Genomic DNA, 15,764 nt, shown 5'->3' with positions numbered 1-15,764 from the left:
CAATGGCACATAAGAAGGCTGGTGGTTCATCACGTAATGGTCGTGATTCCCAGAGTAAACGTTTAGGTGTTAAACGTTATGGTTCTCAAGAAGTTCTTGCTGGTAATATTTTAGTACGTCAACGTGGAACTCAATTCCACCCAGGCACTAATGTAGGTTGTGGTCGTGACCATACCTTATTTGCTTTAATTGACGGACAAGTAAAATTTGAAGTTAAAGGACCTAAAAACCGTCGTTATGTTAGTGTAATTGCTAACAGCTAATAAAAAGCGGTTTAACGTTTATGGAAGCCTCACAGCTATTGTGGGGCTTTTTTCATTTCTTGAATTCATATAATATTAGTTAATATGATAAAACAGCAAAATGTTAAATTAGGTTTTGCCTTAGCCATGTTAACAGCGGTTATGTGGGGGCTAGTGCCGATTGCAATGAAATATGCATTGGTGGTTATTGACCCATTAACGTTAGCGTGGTCTCGATTGGCAATTTCTACCGTCGGTATTACGATATGGTTAGCTTATAAAAAACAATTTCCTAATTTAGCGATGTTTAAAAAACGTCGACGTTTTATCTTATTAATGATTGCCGGATTTGGGTTACTTGGTAATTTTGCGTTATTTGCAAGTTCTGTTCAGTATCTTTCTGCGACAACGGCTCAAGTTGTAGGTCAAATGGGTATTGTAATTTTTATGATTTCAAGTGCGTTTGTTTTTAAAGAGCGATTAAGACCAACGCAAATAATGGGTATTTCGATATTGTTAATTGGATTAGGACTATTTTTTAATAAAAATATTATCGTTCTATTTGCTAATATATCGACTTATGGCATTGGTGTTTGGCTTGCTTTACTTGCTTCAATTTCATGGGCAGCTTATGCATTGGCACAAAAAGTGTTATTACGTAAATTACGTGCAGAACAGTTACTTTGGCTAATTTATCTTATTTGTACGGTATTTTTATGGCCATTGGCATCGCCAACAAAAATCGCTCATGCCGATGCAACGCAGTTATTTGCCATTATCTTTTGTGGTTTAAATACCATTATTGCTTATGGCGCATTAGTTATGGCAATGGAACGTTGGCAAGCTGCACAAGTTAGTGCAATTACCACATTATCACCGTTGTTTGCATTAATTTTTTCAGATTTATTTGCCATAATTTGGCCAGAAAAATTTGCTATGCAGTATTTAAATATTTTAGGTTATATTGGCGCAGTATCAGTCGTTGCTGGTGCGATGTTTGCCACAATTGGGCACTATTTATGGCATCCAAGAAAAGGCTGGCTAATTAACCAGAAGAAAGAGGAAGAATAATGAAATTTGTAGATGAAGCTTCAATCCGAGTCGAAGCCGGTGATGGTGGCAATGGTTGCGTAGGTTTTCGTCGAGAAAAATACATTCCCAAAGGTGGCCCTGACGGTGGTGACGGTGGTGACGGTGGTGATGTCTATTTTATTGCGGATGAAAATCTCAATACTTTGGTTGATTTCCAATTTGAAAAAAATTATCGGGCAGAGCGTGGACAAAATGGACAAGGTTCAGATTGTACCGGTAAAAGAGGCAAAGATATTACCGTAAAAGTGCCCGTTGGAACTCGAATCACAGACAAATATACGGGTGAAATTATCGGCGATTTAACGCATCATCAACAAAAAGTGTTAGTCGCAAAAGGTGGGTTTCATGGCTTGGGTAATGCACGATTTAAATCTTCAGTGAATCGGGCTCCAAGGCAAAAAACCGATGGTACGCCCGGTGAAAAACGTGATGTACTGTTAGAATTATTGCTACTTGCTGACGTCGGTATGCTTGGTTTACCTAATGCCGGTAAATCCACATTTATTCGATCAGTTTCAGCAGCTAAACCGAAAGTCGCTGATTATCCGTTTACGACGTTAGTGCCAAGTTTAGGCGTGGTAAGAATGGATAATGAGCAAAGTTTTGTTGTTGCGGATATTCCGGGATTAATTGAAGGTGCTGCGGACGGTGCTGGTCTGGGTATTCGTTTTTTAAAACATCTTGAACGTTGTCGAGTTTTAGTGCATTTAATTGATATTGCACCAATTGATGAATCTGATCCTATTGAAAATGCGAAAGTCATTATTCAAGAACTTCATCAATATAGTGAAAAACTTGCCAATAAACCTCGTTGGTTGGTATTCAACAAAATGGATGTTTTAGGTGAAGAAGAAAGTGCTAAACGTGCTGCCGAAATCGCTAAAGCATTGGATTGGGATGACAAATATTATGTTATTTCAGCGGTCAATCATGAAGGGGTAAAAGCTTTATGTTGGGATCTGATGGATTATATGAATGCTCATCCACGTGAAGAAGAGCAAGAAGAAACATCACCAGAAAAAGTTGAATTTATGTGGGATGATTATCACCAACAAGCTATGGATGAGGCTTTTGATGACGACGACGATGATTTTGATGATTGGGATGAGAGTGACGAAGAAGGGGTTGAATTCATCTATCAAAAATAGTAATAACCTAAAATAAGTTAAACTTATCACTTCAAATTATCAACTAAAAAATCAGCATTGCTAAAATACAGGGTGACATAGCCCTGTATTCCTCTCTATTATTCTCACGCTAACACAATGATTTCATATTAAAAAACTTTTATTTTAAATTTTTTCTGTTTTTTTGAAAAAAGTCAAAAAAACGCTTGCTTTTAATAATGAGAATTATTATCATTAAGATGTACTTGATTAGAGCGTCGCAAGACTTCTGAAAAAGTATGACATTGCTCACATTGCTTCCAATGTTTGCCAGCCTAGCGCAACTATGCTGGCTTTTTTATTTTAAAGTGATTTTAAATCCGATGTTTTGATAACTAATTGATCGTCAATAACCATTTTCCATTGACCGTCCTCAAAATAAGGAGGCGTACTTACTTTAAATAAAGAATTTAAACCTAAAATCCCTACTTTAAAATCATCACCAATAAATTCTTGTATCGGTCCTTTAATGGTTGTCGTCACCCCATCTTTTTTATAATTGTAATTAACTCTGGCGTCTTTAGCTATACTTATCACCATATATTCACCTTGCCATGTGCCAATATAGTTACTTTTTTCGGGTGGAATTGCATCAAGTTCGTTACATGCAGTAATAAAGATGGCAAGTATTAGAAGTAGATAAACATGTTTTATTTTCTTTAATAATTTCAAGTTGTTATTCCCTATGTGTTTAACATTTATTTTTAGTTATTAATTGTATCAAATAAAATAAGTAATGCTGCACTGCCGCCAAATTCTTTCGGTGCTTGATGAAAACAAATGATATTAGGATGCTGGGCTAACCACATTGGCGTCTGTTTTTTTAAGATGTTTTTACCATGTCCATACATGATACAAGCACAATGTGCGTTTTCGCTTAAGCAAGCAGTAATAAGCGATGCTATTTCTTTTTTCGCTTCTTGCTGTGTTAATCCATGTAGATCTAAAAAAAATTCAGGTTCATAAAATCCACGACGTAATTTTTTAATCTCATAAGGATCGGCGTTGTCACGACTATAACGAATGGGATCGTCTTGTAAGAGCGGTTGATAATCATCCGAAAAATAAAACTCAGCATGATTTTTTTCATGTTGTCGTTTTTCAATCGCAATGGCTTTTTGAGACCGTTTTAAGGGTTTATGAACAACGGTATCTTGTGCAAGTTTTTGGGTGTTGCCAATGCTACTTTTGAATAAGTTTATCTCTTCTTGAGTTAATTTAAATTTTTCAGTCATTGATAATTACTCTGGGTAAACTTTTTGTTTGAATTCACATAAATCTTCAATCACACAAGCCCCGCATCGCGGTTTTCTGGCGATACAAGTATAACGTCCATGCAAAATTAACCAGTGGTGACAATTTATTTTGTACTCTTTGGGTACCACTTTCAATAATTTTTCTTCCACTGCCTCAACGGTTTTTCCGGGTGCAAAGCCTGTGCGATTACTGACACGAAAAATATGAGTATCAACCGCAATCGTTGGCCAACCAAAAGCCGTATTTAGCACTACATTCGCTGTTTTTCTGCCTACACCGGGTAATGCGATTAATGCATCAAAATTTTCTGGCACTTGACCTTGATATTTCTCAACTAAAATCTGGCAGGTTTTAATAATATTATCTGCTTTACTATTGTATAAGCCAATGGTACGGATATAACTTTTGAGCTTATCAATCCCAAGTGCTAAGATTTGTTCCGCTGTATTAGCAATTGCAAATAAAGGTTTGGTCGCTTTGTTTACACTCACATCGGTTGCTTGTGCAGAAAGAACAACAGCAATGAGCAATTCGAAAGGTGTTTGATAAACAAGTTCTGTTGTTGGATCTTTAATGTGATCTTTTAATCTTTCTAAAATTTGAATACGAGTTGATTGTTTCACAGAGTATAATAAATATAAATAACATGCCTGATATTATATACTTTATTTGTATAAATATTGTAGGTTAAATTTAATTTTTAGCTAAAAGTCACTTTATACGACGATAATTAAAATTACGGCAAAATAACATTCTCAATGACCTATCTGAAAAATTTTAGCGTGACGGATTGTCAGCTTAGTTATATTCATTCATCGCCTGCTTTTTAGCATGTGGTTTTTATGATAAGCTACTCCACTATTTTTTAATTTCATCAACAAGGTTTTTTAGAAATATGTCCTTACCAATGATTGTCACCTTTGCTATATACATTTTAGGAATGATTGCGATCGGTTTTTTTGCCTTTCGATCAACGCAAAACTTTGGTGATTATATTTTGGGGGGGCGCCGTATTGGTAGTGTTGTCACTGCACTTTCGGCTGGCGCTTCGGACATGAGTGGTTGGCTATTAATGGGGCTGCCAGGGGCTGTTTTTTTATTCGGTATTTCGCAAAGTTGGATTGCAATTGGTTTGATAATTGGGGCTTACTTAAACTGGTTACTGATTGCCGGGCGGTTACGTGTTTTTACTGAAATTAATCATAATTCCTTGACCTTACCCGACTATTTTGCTCGCCGATTTGATGATAAAAGCGCTTTGCTGCGTATTATTTCAGCGGTAATCATTCTTATCTTTTTTACGATTTATTGTGCATCAGGCGTTGTTGCGGGTGCAAAACTTTTTGAAAGTACCTTTGGAATGAGTTATGGTTGGGCAATGTTAGCTGGTGCTGGCGCAACAATCGCTTATACTTTTATAGGTGGTTTTTTAGCGGTCAGTTGGACGGATACTATTCAAGCGAGTTTGATGATGTTTGCACTTATCTTAACTCCCGTTATGGTTATGGTGAACGCAGGTGGTTTTACCGATGCCTTAGCAAATATTGAATCGCTCAATCCTGATTATACCAACATCTTTGCTCACATGGATTTTATCGCTATTATTTCATTGCTTGGTTGGGGTCTTGGCTATTTTGGGCAACCGCATATTTTAGCTCGCTTTATGGCGGCTGACTCACATGATGTGATGAAAAATGCGCGTCGAATTAGTATGACTTGGATGATTTTATGTTTAGGTGGAGCAATTACGGTAGGATTTTTTGGTATTGCTTTCTTTGCCAATCATCCAGAGTTTTCAGATCTCATTAATAACGGTAAACATGAACGTATTTTTATCGAGTTATCCAAATTATTGTTTAATCCATGGGTTGCTGGTGTTTTATTAGCGGCGATTTTGGCTGCGGTGATGAGTACGTTAAGTTGTCAGTTACTTGTCTGTTCAAGCGCATTAACGGAAGATTTTTATCGTGCCTTTTTTAGACCGAAAGCAAAACAACGTGAACTTGTTTGGGTTGGACGAATCATGGTTTTACTGGTATCGGTCATCGCCATTTTATTAGCAATTAACCCTAATAATAGTGTCTTAGATTTAGTTAGTCATGCATGGGCAGGATTTGGTGCTGCCTTTGGCCCCATTATTGTGTTTTCAGTATTTTGGTCTCGCATGACACGCAATGGCGCTCTAGCAGGTATGATTACAGGAGCGGCAACAGTATTGCTTTGGATTAATTTTAATTGGTTTAATCTTTATTCACTTATTCCGGGTTTCTTATTTGCGTCTTTAGCGATAGTAATCTTTAGTTTATGTGATAAAAAACCGAATGAAATAGTGGAAGATCATTTTAAACAAGCGTATAAACGTTATCATAATAAAGTAGAATAGATTTCAATAAAAATAGAGTTATCCAAAGTCAAATTTCAACGTAATAAAATTTTTATAGGTAAAATAACATGACAAAAAATGTGATCAAACAACTGCAAGAGCGAGGATTGATTGCTCAACTGACAGATGAAAAAGCACTCATGGAACTAATTGAACAAAATCCCATAGCGCTTTATTGTGGTTTTGATCCCACGGCTGATAGTTTGCATCTAGGTCATTTGGTACCATTACTTTGTTTAAAACGCTTTCAGTTAGCCGGTCATAAACCGATTGCGCTTGTTGGCGGCGCAACAGGTTTAATTGGTGACCCGAGTTTTAAAGCCGTTGAACGTAAATTAAATACTCAAGAGACTGTTGTTGAGTGGAGCGAAAAAATTAAACAACAAGTTTCTCCATTCTTAGATTTTAATTGTGGTGCAAATGCAGCGATTGTCGCTAATAACTATGATTGGTTTGGTGGCATGAATGTATTAACTTTTTTACGTGACATTGGTAAATATTTTTCAGTTAACGCCATGATTAACAAAGAATCAGTCAAACAACGTATTGATCGTGATGAAGCTGGGATTTCATTTACTGAGTTTTCTTACAGTTTATTACAATCTTATGATTTTGCTTGTTTAAATAAAGATCATAATGTGGTGTTACAAATTGGGGGATCAGATCAATGGGGTAATATTACTGCCGGTATTGATTTAACTCGTCGATTACATCAAAAACAAGTTTATGGTTTAACGGTTCCTTTAATTACCAAATCTGACGGTACAAAATTTGGTAAAACGGAAAGCGGTGCGGTTTGGCTTGACCCTAAAAAGACCAGTCCATATAAATTCTATCAATTCTGGATTAATACCGCTGATGCTGATGTTTATCGTTTCTTAAAATTCTTTACTTTCATGTCATTAAATGAAATTGATGCACTTGAAGAAGAAGATAAAAATAGCGGTGTGGCACCAAGAGCACAATATGTTCTTGCTGAAGAGGTCACACGCTTAGTCCATGGTGAAGAAGGCTTAATGGCAGCCAAACGGATCACTGAAAGTTTATTCTCAGGAAAATTAGCCGATCTATCTCAAGCCGATTTTGAACAATTGGCGCAAGACGGTATGCCAACGATTACGGTTGAGGGCGATATTGATTTGCAACAAGCGATCGTTAATGCACAGTTTGCACCGTCAAGAGGCCAAGCCAGAACAATGATTGAATCTAATGCGATTTCAGTTAATGGTGAACGTAACGCGACAACAGATTATCATTTTTCACAAGAAGATAAGCTTTTTGGACGTTATACATTACTTCGTCGAGGTAAGAAATATTACTGCTTACTAATTTGGAGTTAATTTATGAAAAATATACTATCTATTCAGTCACATGTTGTATTTGGTCATGCAGGTAATAGTGCTGCTGTATTCCCTATGCGTCGTGTGGGAGTAAATGTATGGCCTTTAAATACTGTGCAATTTTCAAATCATACGCAATATCGTCAATGGACAGGCACGGTAATGCCAGCATCACATTTAACTGATATCGCCGATGGCATTAACGCCATAGGTGAACTTAAACGATGTGACGCAGTATTAAGTGGTTATATGGGATCCCCTGAACAAGGTAGTGCCATAACCGAAATAGTAAAAAAAGTAAAAGCTGTAAATCCTAATGCAATTTATCTTTGTGATCCTGTTATGGGGCATCCTGAAAAAGGTTGTTTTGTTGCGCCAGGCGTATCTGAATTTTTGTGTAATACTGCATTACCGATAGCAGATATGATGGCGCCTAATATTTTGGAGCTAGAAGAGTTAAATGGAAAACAGCCAATTAATAACGTTGAAGAAGCGGTATTTGCATGTAAAGCACTTTGTAAAAAAGGGCCTAAAGCGATTTTAGTTAAACATTTAAGTCGTGCGGGGTATCGTAAAGATCGTTTTGAAATGTTACTCGTTACAGAACAAGAAGCATGGCACATTGAGCGCCCTTTAGTTGACTTTGGCGTGAGACAGCCTGTTGGTGTAGGCGATATGACGAGTGGATTGTTTTTAGCGAATATTTTGCTTGGTAAATCGCTGGTTGAGGCGTTAGAACATACCACTTCTGCGGTTTATGCTGTTATGCTTGAAACCTTGAAACTCAATGAATATGAGCTTCAATTAGTTGCCGCTCAAGATGAAATAGCAAAACCTTCACAATGGTTTAATGCGAAAAGAATTGATTAATTTTAAAAATATGTAAAAATGGATCCAATTTAATTTATTTTTAATTCTTAACAAAAATGAGGGGATGATGGAAGACAATATTTCTTTGGGTAAGATGCTTTCCAATTTACGTAATAATATGGGATTAACTCAAGAAGATATTGCCAATAAGATCCATGTTCGAAAGGCAGTGGTCGAAGAAATTGAGAACGATCAGCGAGTTCATGCCCCTCTTGTCTTTGTTAAAGGTTATATTCGTTCTTATGCTGAAATTGTTGGTTTATCTGAGGACGAGTATCAACCTTATCTAGAAAAAATGTCAAAGCAAAATGCATCCGAAACAAAAATAAAGCAACTCATTCCTGCCCTTGAACCTAGAAAAAGAGGAAAGCGGATTTTATTTTTTAGCTTATTTGTAGTGGTTTGTATAGTTGGTGTAACTATTTATTATTTTAATAAAGAAAGTAAAAATAATTATGTAGAAGTGAGTCATTACATTTCGCCATCATCATCGAATCACGTTAACAGTTAGCAAATTTTCTTACTCGTATACAGACATTTGATGCAAATCTTGTTAAGATCACAAGCTAGTTATTTTGTTATATCATTAGGCGTGTTATGAGTCATCAGGATTCACCGATAATCAGACGAGAATCTACCCGAATTTATGTCGGCAGTGTACCTATTGGTGGTGGTGCGCCCATTGCCGTTCAATCCATGACGAATACCCGTACGACGGATGTTGAAAAAACTGTTGCTCAGATTCAAGCACTTGAGCGAGTAGGTGTCGACATTGTTCGTGTGTCGATTCCAACAATGGATGCGGCAGAAGCGTTTAAATTGATTAAACAACAAGCGAAAGTGCCACTTATTGCAGATATTCACTTTGATTATCGTATTGCTTTGAAAGTAGCAGAATATGGCGTGGATTGTTTAAGAATTAATCCGGGAAATATCGGTAATGAATCAAGAATTCGAGCAGTTGTTGATTGTGCTAAAGATAAAAATATTCCAATAAGAATTGGGGTTAATTCCGGATCACTTGAAAAAGATATTCAAGAAAAATATGGCGAACCTACGCCACAAGCAATCGTAGAATCAGCGATGCGTCATGTTGACATTTTGGATAGGCTCAATTTCGACCAATTTAAAGTGAGTGTGAAAGCGTCAGATGTATTTACAGCGGTGGATGCCTATCGAATTTTAGCTAAACAGATAAAACAACCCCTACATTTGGGGATCACTGAAGCTGGTGGCGTTCGCAGTGGTGCAATTAAGTCGGCAATAGGTTTAGGTTTGTTATTATCTGAAGGTATTGGTGATACATTGCGTGTCTCTTTAGCTGCTGATCCTACTGAAGAAGTTAAAGTCGGTTTTGATATATTAAAATCATTGAGAATTCGATCTCGTGGTATCAACTTTATTGCTTGTCCGACCTGTTCAAGACAAGAGTTTGATGTCATTAATACAGTCAATACGTTAGAACAACGTTTAGAAGATATCATTACACCAATGGATGTATCGATTATTGGTTGTGTTGTTAATGGGCCAGGTGAAGCTTTGGCTTCAACGATGGGTGTTGCTGGCGGTCATAATAAAAGTGGCTTTTATGAAGATGGTGTACGTATTGGTCGTATTGATAACGAACAGATGATCGATGAACTGGAAGCAAAAATTCGAGCTAAAGCATCAATACTAAAAAACAGAATTGCAGCAACTGAACTATAATTTTATTAGATAGCGAATACATAAATGACAGAGAAAAAAATCCAATCTATACGGGGAATGAATGACTTACTCCCAACAGATAGTGCGAGTTGGCAACAAATTGAAAAAATTGTTAAAGGTGTTCTAAATAGCTATGGCTATAATGAGATAAGAACCCCCATTGTTGAAGATACTGCGCTATTTAAAAGAGCCGTCGGTGAAGTGACGGATATTGTCGAAAAAGAGATGTATACTTTTAATGACCGTAATGATGAAAGTATCACTTTACGTCCCGAAATTACTGCGGGTTGTGTTCGTGCGGGCATTGAGCATGGGCTTTTTTATAATCAAGAACAACGTCTATGGTATTTAGGGCCTGCATTTCGTTACGAAAAACCGCAAAAAGGTCGCTATCGCCAATTTCATCAATTTGGGGTTGAAGTTTTTGGGCTTGAAGGACCTAATATTGATGCTGAACTAATTTTATTAACCGCAAGATTCTGGAAAGCACTGGGTATACAGGATCACACTTCGTTAGAATTAAATTCAATTGGCTCACTTGAAGCTAGAGCGAACTATCGTCAAGCACTCGTTGATTTTCTTGAACAACATAAAGATAAATTGGATGAAGACTGCTTACGTAGAATGTATACTAATCCATTACGTGTACTCGATTCGAAAAATCCAGTTGTACAAGAATTACTTAATCAAGCGCCAAAACTATTTGATTATTTGGATGCGGAATCGAAAGAACATTTTGAAGGCCTGTGTCGTTTACTGGATAAAGCAGGAATAAAATACAATATTAATCAAAGATTAGTAAGAGGATTAGACTATTACAATCGTACAGTATTTGAATGGGTAACAAGTAGCTTAGGTGCTCAAGGTACTGTCTGCGGTGGGGGGCGTTATGATGGATTAGTGAGCCAGTTAGGTGGTCAATCAACGCCAGCTGTTGGTTTTGCTATGGGACTTGAACGATTAGTTTTACTTGTTCAAGCTGTCAATCCTTCATTAAATCGAGATAATTCGATTGATATTTATATGATCTCCTCGGGAGAAGAAAACACGATTTCAGTAGCACAATGTGTTGCTGAATTATTACGTGACGGTTTACCTGATAAACGAATTGTGACTAATTATGGAACGTCTAATTTTAAGAAACAATTTGCCAAAGCAGATAAATTAGGTGCTAAAATAGCGGTTATTGTTGGTGAAAACGAGTTAGCGAACCAAACGGTAACTATCAAAAATTTACAAACAGGTGAACAAACTGAAGTCGCGCAAAGCGATATTGTTCAAACTTGTTTGGCAATGATATAAATCTAAAGGAAATAGGAGATAAGCGTGAGTTATCAATCGTCAAGTGAAGAACAAATGTGGGCTTTAAAAGAGTTTCTTGCGAAAACGTGGAAAATTATTGTTGCCGTTATTGTCATCGGATTATTGGCTTATTATGGTTGGAATTACTATCAATCAAATCAAGTTAAAAAATTGGAACAAATGTCAGATCGTTATGAGCAACTTGTAAAACAGTTAGATCAGACAAAACCGGAATCCGTAAATGATTTAGTTGCTTTTGCAAAAGAGGGTGATAGCGTTTATAACGTTTTTGCTGATCTTTTTGCGGCTAAATTTTATATCGAAGTAACAAAAGATTATGCAGGTGCTCAAGCATTATTGACTGATGCTTTATCTAAAACAAAAGCGGAACCGGTAAAATCCGTTATTAATATTCGTATTGCACGTGTGCAGTATCAACAAAACCAATACCAAGAAAGTTTAGCAACGTTAGATAAAGTTAACAATGAAGCTTGGGAACCAGTGATTAACGAAATACGGGGCGATATATTAACCAAAATGTCTCGTTATGCTGAGGCGGTAGATGCTTATAAAATTGCGCTAAAATCAGCGGCAATGATAAGTTCAGAGCCAAATATTAAAATTAAACTAAATCAAGCTGAATATTTACAAGCTAAACAAACAGTTGAACAAGATAAACAAACTGCTGAAGAAAAAGCAGAGCAAGAGGATCAGTCAAAGACTGAAACGGAAGAAAATAAAAATTAATTTATCCTGCTATAAGGGTCTATACAATGAAGTTATCTAAATGTTTTTTAACCAGTGTTTTTATGTTTTCACTTGCTGGATGCTCGATATTTGGAGGAGAAGAAGAAGTTATTCAAGTTTCACCTTCTCCTATAGTCAGTAACCAATTTACTATTCACCAATTATGGCGTAACAGTACTGCAGGAAATACTCGTATTTATTCATTATTAGGTCCTGCTAGTTATGATAATGTTATTTATGCAGCGAGCCGAAGTGGAGAGGTAAAAGCAGTTGATTTAACGACGGGTAATACATTGTGGAATGTCGATTTATCTAAAAGTACACTTTTCAGTAGTAAAACAGCGCTCTTTTCTGGTGGTGTAAGTGCCGATGAAAATTATGTTTATGTTGGCAGTGAACGTGCTGTTGTTTATGCTTTAGATCGTCAAAACGGAAAAGTCGTCTGGGAAAAATCAGTTAAAGGAGAAGTCCTTGCTCGCCCGGTATCATCTGATGATAAATTAGTGGTTCATACCGCTAATGGTATATTACAAGGGCTTAATCGTGAAACTGGTGACGAACTTTGGGAAGTGACTTTTGAAGTTCCGGCATTATCATTAAGAGGTAACTCAACACCAGTCATTGCCCATGGTGCAGCTATCTTTGGTGATGATAATGGTCGAGTAAATGCTTACTACATTAATGATGGTCAATTAATTTGGCAACAACGTATTTCACAACCGACTGGTTCAACAGAAATTGCAAAATTAAATGATGTTGATTCAACCCCTGTAGTTGAAGGAAATACTGTCTATTCTGTTGGATTTAATGGTTATGTTGCTGCACTGGATTTAAGTAATGGTGAAGTCATATGGCGTAAAAAAATAGGTTCAACACACAGTTTTGCGGTTGATAAAAATCGATTATACGTAGTAGATCAAGATGATAATATTCAATCATTATCAAAAACGGAAGGTGGCGTACTTTGGACGCAATCAAGTTTTACACACCGCCAATTGACTGATCCAGTCATTTATCAAGATTATGTCGTATTTGGTGATTTTGAAGGTTACCTGTATTGGTTAAATGCTGAAACAGGTGAACTTGTAAATAAAATAGAAGTAAGTAGTAGCGGAATAATCGCTAAACCATTGGTGGTTGACAATAAACTGATTGTTCAAGTCAAAAATGGTGATATTTACGCTTTCACAAAAAATTTAAGTAATTAGAGAATAAACATGGTACCTGTTGTAGCACTAGTTGGTCGTCCAAATGTTGGAAAATCAACTTTATTTAATCGGTTAACAAGAACACGTGATGCGTTAGTCGCAGATTTTCCTGGATTAACCCGTGATCGTAAGTATGGACGAGCTGAAATCAAGGGCCATGAATATATTGTAATTGATACGGGTGGAATTGATGGCACTGAAGAAGGGGTTGAAAGCTTTATGGCTGACCAATCCTTACAAGCTATCGAAGAAGCCGATATCGTTCTGTTTTTAGTCGATGCAAGAGCGGGTGCTATGCCGGCAGATCATGCGATCGCTAAACACTTGCGTTCTCGTCAAAAGGCCACTTTTTTAGTTGCCAATAAAATTGATGGTATTGATGCTGATACGGCTATCTCAGATTTTTACTCATTAGGTTTAGGCGATATCTACCCCATAGCGGCAAGTCATGGGCGTGGTGTCAGTTCTTTGATTGAAACGGCGTTGGAACCTATTTTTCAATTTAAAGATCACGATGAAGATGACTTTAATGAAGACCAATTGCCACCAGATTTATCAGAATCTTATGACGATGTTGACGAAGATGATGTTGAATCACTGATTAATCAACCGATTAAAGTGGCTATTGTCGGGCGTCCAAATGTAGGTAAGTCAACACTAACTAACCGAATTTTAGGTGAAGAACGGGTTGTGGTTTATGATATGCCAGGTACAACTCGAGATAGTATCTATATACCAATGACTCGTGACGAACGAGAATATGTTTTAATTGATACGGCAGGGGTGCGTAAACGTGGTAAGGTAACGCAAACTGTCGAAAAGTTTTCAGTGATTAAAACATTACAAGCGATTGAAGATGCAAATGTTGTCATATTGGTGATTGATGCCAGAGAAGGTATCTCAGATCAGGATTTATCATTACTCGGCTTTATCATCAATAGTGGGCGTTCACTTGTTATTGCTGTCAATAAATGGGATGGGTTATCACAAGACATCAAAGAGCAAGTTAAAGCAACACTAGATGACCGACTTGATTTTATTGATTTTGCCCGTTTGCATTTTATTTCGGCTTTACATGGTAGTGGTGTGGGTAATTTATTCGATTCAATTCAAGAAGCTTATGAATGTGCAACCCGTCGGGTAAATACTGCATTATTAACCAAAATTATGCAAATGGCACAAGACGATCACCAACCACCTCTCGTTCGTGGACGTCGAGTAAAACTCAAATATGCCCATGCTGGAGGCTACAATCCACCTATTGTGGTTGTTCACGGAAATCAAGTTGAAGATCTTCCCGATTCTTATAAACGATATTTAATGAACTATTTTAGACGCTCATTAAAAATTATGGGAACGCCGATTCGAATTCAATTTAAAGAAGGGGCGAATCCTTTTGAAGGTCGAAAAAATAGTTTAACGGCATCACAACAACGTAAACGACGTCGATTGATGAAACACGTTAGAGGTCGTAAATAGTTTATGTCAAAAAAAAATATAGCAGGGCAAAGTCAAGAAGGCTTGTGCCCTAAATGTCATCATAAAATGGATGTTATGTCTGCCCAGCATTACGTTTGTGCTCACTGCAAACAACATTTTATCGAACACTATATTTGCCCCACTTGTCATCAACCTGCTCAAATGATCAAAGGCTGTGGTGCCATAAATTATATTTGTCAAACTGATGGATTAATTTCCAGCAGTAAAGTGATATTTCAATATTTACCAGAATAGAAAATCTATCTATATAAAAACCATAAGAGGTTATTTCATGCGTATTATTTTATTAGGTGCACCAGGTGCGGGAAAAGGAACTCAAGCACAATTCATTATGAAAAAATATGGTATTCCTCAAATTTCAACCGGCGATATGTTACGTGCAGCAGTGAAAGCAGGTACGCCACTTGGTCAACAGGCTAAAGAATTAATGGATGCCGGTAAACTTGTTACTGATGAACTTGTGATTGCATTAGTGAAAGAACGTATTGCACAAGATGATTGTGCAAATGGGTTTTTATTAGACGGATTCCCTCGAACTGTACCCCAAGCTGATGCTATGAAATCAGCAGGTATTAATGTTGACTATATACTTGAATTTGATGTGCCTGATTCTGTTATCATTGATCGAATGAGTGGACGCCGAATTCATGCGCCATCGGGACGAGTTTATCATGTCCGTCATAATCCACCAAAATTAGAAAATGTTGACGATATTACGGGTGAACCTTTAACAACTCGCAAAGATGATGATGAAGAGATAGTCCGTAAACGCCTTGTTGAATATCATCAATTAACTAAACCTTTAATTGATTACTATCAACATGAAGCGAAAGAAGGTCGTGCAAAATACTACCGCATTGATGGTACCCAATCTGTATCTGATGTGACAAACGAACTTGTTAAAATCTTAGATTAATTAATCGATTGTTAAAAAAGCCAGTTATACATTT

17 protein-coding genes are annotated in these 15,764 nt (G+C 36.9%); 14 read left to right on the top strand and 3 right to left on the bottom strand.

What is annotated here, in order from left to right:
- Window positions 1-2 precede the first annotated feature (2 nt).
- From rpmA to cgtA, 3 genes are all read left to right on the top strand, one after another.
- A complete protein-coding gene (gene rpmA / locus ACGH46_RS03620; RefSeq protein WP_025314437.1) occupies window positions 3-263 on the top strand; it encodes a 50S ribosomal protein L27 in 261 nt (86 codons plus the stop codon).
- A gap of 84 nt (window positions 264-347) precedes the next feature.
- Window positions 348-1,313: a DMT family transporter gene (locus ACGH46_RS03615; protein WP_411604225.1), complete on the top strand. Its 966-nt coding sequence runs from the start codon at window positions 348-350 to the stop codon at window positions 1,311-1,313.
- Complete coding sequence (gene cgtA / locus ACGH46_RS03610; protein ID WP_220216378.1) at window positions 1,313-2,482, top strand: Obg family GTPase CgtA; 1,170 nt, start codon at window positions 1,313-1,315, stop codon at window positions 2,480-2,482. Before ACGH46_RS03615 ends, cgtA begins: the two co-directional genes overlap by 1 nt.
- A gap of 321 nt (window positions 2,483-2,803) precedes the next feature.
- Here cgtA and ACGH46_RS03605 read toward each other — a convergent pair whose 3' ends face one another.
- Genes ACGH46_RS03605 through nth form a run of 3 tightly spaced genes read right to left on the bottom strand, consistent with a single transcriptional unit; the run spans window position 2,804 to window position 4,380 of the window.
- Entirely contained in the window at window positions 2,804-3,172 is a 369-nt protein-coding gene (locus ACGH46_RS03605; protein WP_411599321.1) for a hypothetical protein, read from the bottom strand.
- A gap of 32 nt (window positions 3,173-3,204) precedes the next feature.
- Window positions 3,205-3,735: an endonuclease SmrB gene (gene smrB / locus ACGH46_RS03600; RefSeq protein WP_220216380.1), complete on the bottom strand. Its 531-nt coding sequence runs from the start codon at window positions 3,733-3,735 to the stop codon at window positions 3,205-3,207.
- Between the two features lie 6 nt (window positions 3,736-3,741).
- Window positions 3,742-4,380 carry an endonuclease III gene (nth, locus tag ACGH46_RS03595; protein WP_294826131.1) on the bottom strand — a complete coding sequence of 213 codons (639 nt, stop codon included), beginning with the start codon at window positions 4,378-4,380 and terminating at the stop codon, window positions 3,742-3,744.
- Between the two features lie 272 nt (window positions 4,381-4,652).
- Between nth and putP the strand changes: the two genes are divergently transcribed.
- From putP to adk, 11 genes are all read left to right on the top strand, one after another.
- Window positions 4,653-6,140, top strand: a complete 1,488-nt coding sequence (gene putP, locus ACGH46_RS03590; protein ID WP_065558621.1) for a sodium/proline symporter PutP — start codon at window positions 4,653-4,655, stop codon at window positions 6,138-6,140.
- 68 nt (window positions 6,141-6,208) lie between these two features.
- Window positions 6,209-7,480 carry a tyrosine--tRNA ligase gene (gene tyrS / locus ACGH46_RS03585; RefSeq protein WP_220216382.1) on the top strand — a complete coding sequence of 424 codons (1,272 nt, stop codon included), beginning with the start codon at window positions 6,209-6,211 and terminating at the stop codon, window positions 7,478-7,480.
- A 3-nt stretch (window positions 7,481-7,483) separates the two neighbouring features.
- Window positions 7,484-8,350 (top strand): pyridoxal kinase PdxY, encoded by an 867-nt coding sequence (pdxY, locus tag ACGH46_RS03580; RefSeq protein WP_411604222.1) that lies wholly within the window; start codon window positions 7,484-7,486, stop codon window positions 8,348-8,350.
- A 67-nt stretch (window positions 8,351-8,417) separates the two neighbouring features.
- Entirely contained in the window at window positions 8,418-8,861 is a 444-nt protein-coding gene (locus ACGH46_RS03575; RefSeq protein ID WP_065558624.1) for a helix-turn-helix domain-containing protein, read from the top strand.
- An 86-nt stretch (window positions 8,862-8,947) separates the two neighbouring features.
- Window positions 8,948-10,057 (top strand): flavodoxin-dependent (E)-4-hydroxy-3-methylbut-2-enyl-diphosphate synthase, encoded by a 1,110-nt coding sequence (gene ispG, locus ACGH46_RS03570; protein WP_411604219.1) that lies wholly within the window; start codon window positions 8,948-8,950, stop codon window positions 10,055-10,057.
- Window positions 10,058-10,081: 24 nt separating this feature from the next.
- Window positions 10,082-11,359: a histidine--tRNA ligase gene (hisS, locus tag ACGH46_RS03565; protein ID WP_411604216.1), complete on the top strand. Its 1,278-nt coding sequence runs from the start codon at window positions 10,082-10,084 to the stop codon at window positions 11,357-11,359.
- A gap of 24 nt (window positions 11,360-11,383) precedes the next feature.
- The gene (locus ACGH46_RS03560; protein ID WP_267358855.1) at window positions 11,384-12,106 is read left to right on the top strand and encodes a YfgM family protein; all 723 of its coding nucleotides are present in this window, start codon (window positions 11,384-11,386) and stop codon (window positions 12,104-12,106) included.
- A 26-nt stretch (window positions 12,107-12,132) separates the two neighbouring features.
- Window positions 12,133-13,314, top strand: coding sequence for an outer membrane protein assembly factor BamB (gene bamB, locus ACGH46_RS03555; RefSeq protein WP_267379753.1), 1,182 nt, complete (start codon window positions 12,133-12,135; stop codon window positions 13,312-13,314).
- Window positions 13,315-13,323: 9 nt separating this feature from the next.
- Window positions 13,324-14,793 carry a ribosome biogenesis GTPase Der gene (gene der, locus ACGH46_RS03550; protein WP_411604213.1) on the top strand — a complete coding sequence of 490 codons (1,470 nt, stop codon included), beginning with the start codon at window positions 13,324-13,326 and terminating at the stop codon, window positions 14,791-14,793.
- Window positions 14,794-14,796: 3 nt separating this feature from the next.
- Window positions 14,797-15,048, top strand: coding sequence for a zinc-ribbon domain-containing protein (locus tag ACGH46_RS03545; protein ID WP_267358849.1), 252 nt, complete (start codon window positions 14,797-14,799; stop codon window positions 15,046-15,048).
- 37 nt (window positions 15,049-15,085) lie between these two features.
- Window positions 15,086-15,730: an adenylate kinase gene (adk, locus tag ACGH46_RS03540; protein WP_411604211.1), complete on the top strand. Its 645-nt coding sequence runs from the start codon at window positions 15,086-15,088 to the stop codon at window positions 15,728-15,730.
- Window positions 15,731-15,764 lie beyond the last annotated feature (34 nt).

The organism is Gilliamella sp. CG22 (assembly GCF_046635725.1).
GTDB lineage: Bacteria > Pseudomonadota > Gammaproteobacteria > Enterobacterales > Orbaceae > Gilliamella > Gilliamella apicola_I.
This window is presented reverse-complemented; position numbering and strand designations above follow the sequence as displayed.